We start from the raw sequence: 3,228 nt of genomic DNA, 5'->3' as shown, positions 1-3,228 counted from the left end.
GGGGTCCATTTGATTTCAGTGTCAAAAGTGACGGTTCGCTTCCCCAGCAACGGCGCGGGCATGGGCAGGTAACTTGTTGATTTCAAAGGGATTGCTGTTCGGTATTTCGCCGCGTATCGTTGGCTGCCTTTCGAGAGACGAGGAGCAACCGAAATGCAAGGCTGGCAGACCCCATACCTTGGCCTGCGCGATCTGCCGCGCGAGCTCACTGACTTTGAACTCCAGGCCTTCTTCAGCTTCAGTCAAGCCGAGCTGGAGCTGATCTCAAGGCGGCGAGGCGACAACCACAAGCTGGGCCTGGCACTGCACATCGGTTTCGTGCGCATGAGCGGCCGGCCGCTAAACAGTGTGCGTGCGGTCCCGCCCGTCTTGCTGCGTCACCTGGGCCAGATGCTGGGCATCACCACCCCCGACCTGGCGTCGCTGCGTGCGCTGTACGCCCGTGGCCGAACCCTGTTCGATCACCAGCAGCAGGCCTGCGAGGCGCTGGGCTTTGCCTGGATGACCGAGCACCAGCGTCGAGCGTTGGTGCGAGTTCTGCGCGATGAAGTGACCCACAGCGCCGATCGTGAGCGGCTGCTGCTGCATGCCCGGCATTGGTTGTACGAACACCGGCTCCTCATCGTGCACGACCGTGTCATCCGCAGCCTGGTGGCGGTTGCACTGACCGAACTCGAGGCCGCCACTGCCCAGGCGATCCGAGCCGCAGTGCCACCCGGCCTTCTCAAACGCTGGGCGTCGGCGCTGGACAGTGCGCGCCTGGATGGCCAGCACAGCCAGAGCTGGCTGTGGAGCGCACCGGCCAAGCACTCGACGCGCCAGATCACCGAGGTGCTCGAACGTATTGCCTTCCTGACGGATTTGGGGATCGATCAACACTTGGGCCATCTCAACGACGTATTGGTGCGCCGGTATGCGCGGCGCATGGCCTCCCGTGCGCCCTCGATCAGCGCCCGGATCAAGGAGCCGGCACGCACTGTCGAGATGGCCTGCTTCCTGCGCTATTGCCTGCTGACGGCCACAGATCAGCTCATCCTCATGTTCCAGCGTCGTGTGGCCGACCTCTGGCGGCAGTGCGCCGACGGTGTGACGGCAACGGTTGACTGGGCGCAGCAGTACCAGCAATTGCTCCAGGAACTGACCGATCTTGCGGCCCAGGAGAAGGTGCCAGATGCCGAACTGCGTTCGCGCTTGGTCAGTCTGGTCGCGGTCAAGCGTGCCCGGCGCCCGCCCAGTCGAGCGTCGATCATCCGCCAGCACCTCATCGACGCCATTGCCCCGGTGCGCTCGCTGCTGGTGGCAGTGAGCGGGCTGGCCTGGCAAGCCACGGGCGAGCATCCGGCCATCGACGCGTTGGACAGGCTGCGCACCCTGTACGCTGGCGGCACCAAGAGCCTGCCGGGCGAGGTCACGGCAGCGCGCCTGGGCCCGGCATGGCGTCAAGCCATCGCTGACGTCGACCGTGAGCGGGCGTTCCGGGCATTGGAGGTGGCCACTCTGTTTGCCTTGCGCCGAGCGCTGCGCAACGGCTCGGTCTGGATTGAGCACTCCTTGAGCTTCCGCGGCCGCGAGCGGCTGTTCATCCCGGATGAGCGCTGGAAGACCGAAGCCCGGCGCCACTACGCCCGGCTGCAGCTGCCGGCCAAGGCCAGTGACTTCCTCACACCGTTGCTTGCACGCGTTCGCACAGGTATCGACGCGGTGGCGGCTGCCACTCGCGTCGGATTGCTGCGCGTGGACGACGAGTTGCACTTGGCGCCCCTGGCCGCCGAAGACGAAGATCCCGAAGTCACCAAACTGCGTAGCCGGCTTGACCAGCGCATCGGCGAGGTGCAACTGCCAGAGGTCATCCTGGCCGTGGACGCTCAGGTGCGCTTCAGCTGGATCATGCTCGGGCGTGAGCCCAGATCGAGCCAGGAACTGCTGATGACCTACGCCGGCATATTGGCGCACGGCACCAGCCTGACGGCCGCAGAGTGCGCCCGCATGATCCCGCAGCTATCGGCTCCCAGCATCCGCCAGGCAATGCGCTGGGCGGGCGATGAGCGGCGGCTGGCCCTGGCCTGCCAGGCGGTGCTGGAGTTCATGCAGCGCCATGCGGTAGCGGCAACGTGGGGCCGAGCCGATCTGGCCTCCTCGGACATGATGAGTCTGGAGACCAGCCGCCGGGTATGGCAGGCACGCCAGGATCCACGACGCCAGACAGCCTCCATCGGCGTTTACAGCCACGTGCGCGATCGTTGGGGAATCTTCCACGCCCAGCCGATTGTGCTCAATGAGCGCCAGGCCGGTGCCGCCATCGAAGGGGTGGTGAGACAGGAGCGGGTGGAGGTGTCGCAGTTGGCTGTCGACACGCACGGCTACACCGACTTCGCGATGGCGCTATCGCGTCTGCTGGGCTTCGATCTATGCCCGCGGCTGCGCGAACTGCGGCAACGCCACCTGTTCGTGCCGCGAGGAATGACAATCCCTGTGGAGATCGCCGCCGTGTGTGAGGCCAGCGTGGACACGACACTGATCGAAGCTCATTGGGACCAGCTGGTGCATCTGGCGGCCTCGGTGCAGACAGGTCACGCCAGTGCGGTGACGGCGCTGGCCAGGTTCGGTTCTGCGGCGCGCGGGGACCCGATCTACGACGCCGGTGTGCAGTTGGGCAAGCTGCTCAGGACCGCCTTCCTGGCGGACTACTTCGTCAATGCCGGCTTCCGCAGGGAACTGCGCCGGGTTCTGAACCGGGGCGAGGCGGTGAACGCGCTCAAGCGCGCCATCTACACCGGTCGTGTTGGATCGGCCCAGGCTCGGCGTACCGACGAGATGCAGGCAGTGGCCGACGCCTTGAGCCTGTTGGCCAACATCGTGATGGCGTGGAACACGGCTCAGATGCAGGCCGTACTGGACCGATGGGCCAACAGGCGACAGATCGTGCCGCCTGAGTTGACTGGGCGCATTGCACCGACGCGCTTGGAGGGGATCAACCTGCGCGGCGTCTTCCGCTTCCCGCTGGAACGTTACGCCGGTCAGATCCTGCCGTCAATTGCTGCAGCGAAAACGAGTGCTGGCAGCTGAAATCGACCACGCAAACAGGCTCTCAGCGACCGATTAGGAGACCAACAGAAACTCAAAGCGTGACAAGCACTTACGCTCGCCCCTGGAGCAGACCCCGCGCCAATCCTCGCTCTGCGGGGAGGCACGAACCGTCACTTTCTGCACTGAAATCAAATGGACCCC

Annotated in this window: 1 protein-coding gene; it reads left to right on the top strand. The window is 65.1% G+C overall.

Going from position 1 to position 3,228, the window contains the following annotated elements; translation table 11 throughout:
- Positions 1-153: 153 nt before the first annotated feature.
- The gene (locus BHU06_RS21835) at positions 154-3,066 is read left to right on the top strand and encodes a Tn3 family transposase (RefSeq protein WP_070401344.1); all 2,913 of its coding nucleotides are present in this window, start codon (positions 154-156) and stop codon (positions 3,064-3,066) included.
- Positions 3,067-3,228 lie beyond the last annotated feature (162 nt).

It is taken from the genome of Hydrogenophaga sp. PML113, from assembly GCF_001777155.1.
Classification (GTDB): Bacteria; Pseudomonadota; Gammaproteobacteria; order Burkholderiales; family Burkholderiaceae_C; genus Hydrogenophaga; species Hydrogenophaga borbori.
This window is presented reverse-complemented; position numbering and strand designations above follow the sequence as displayed.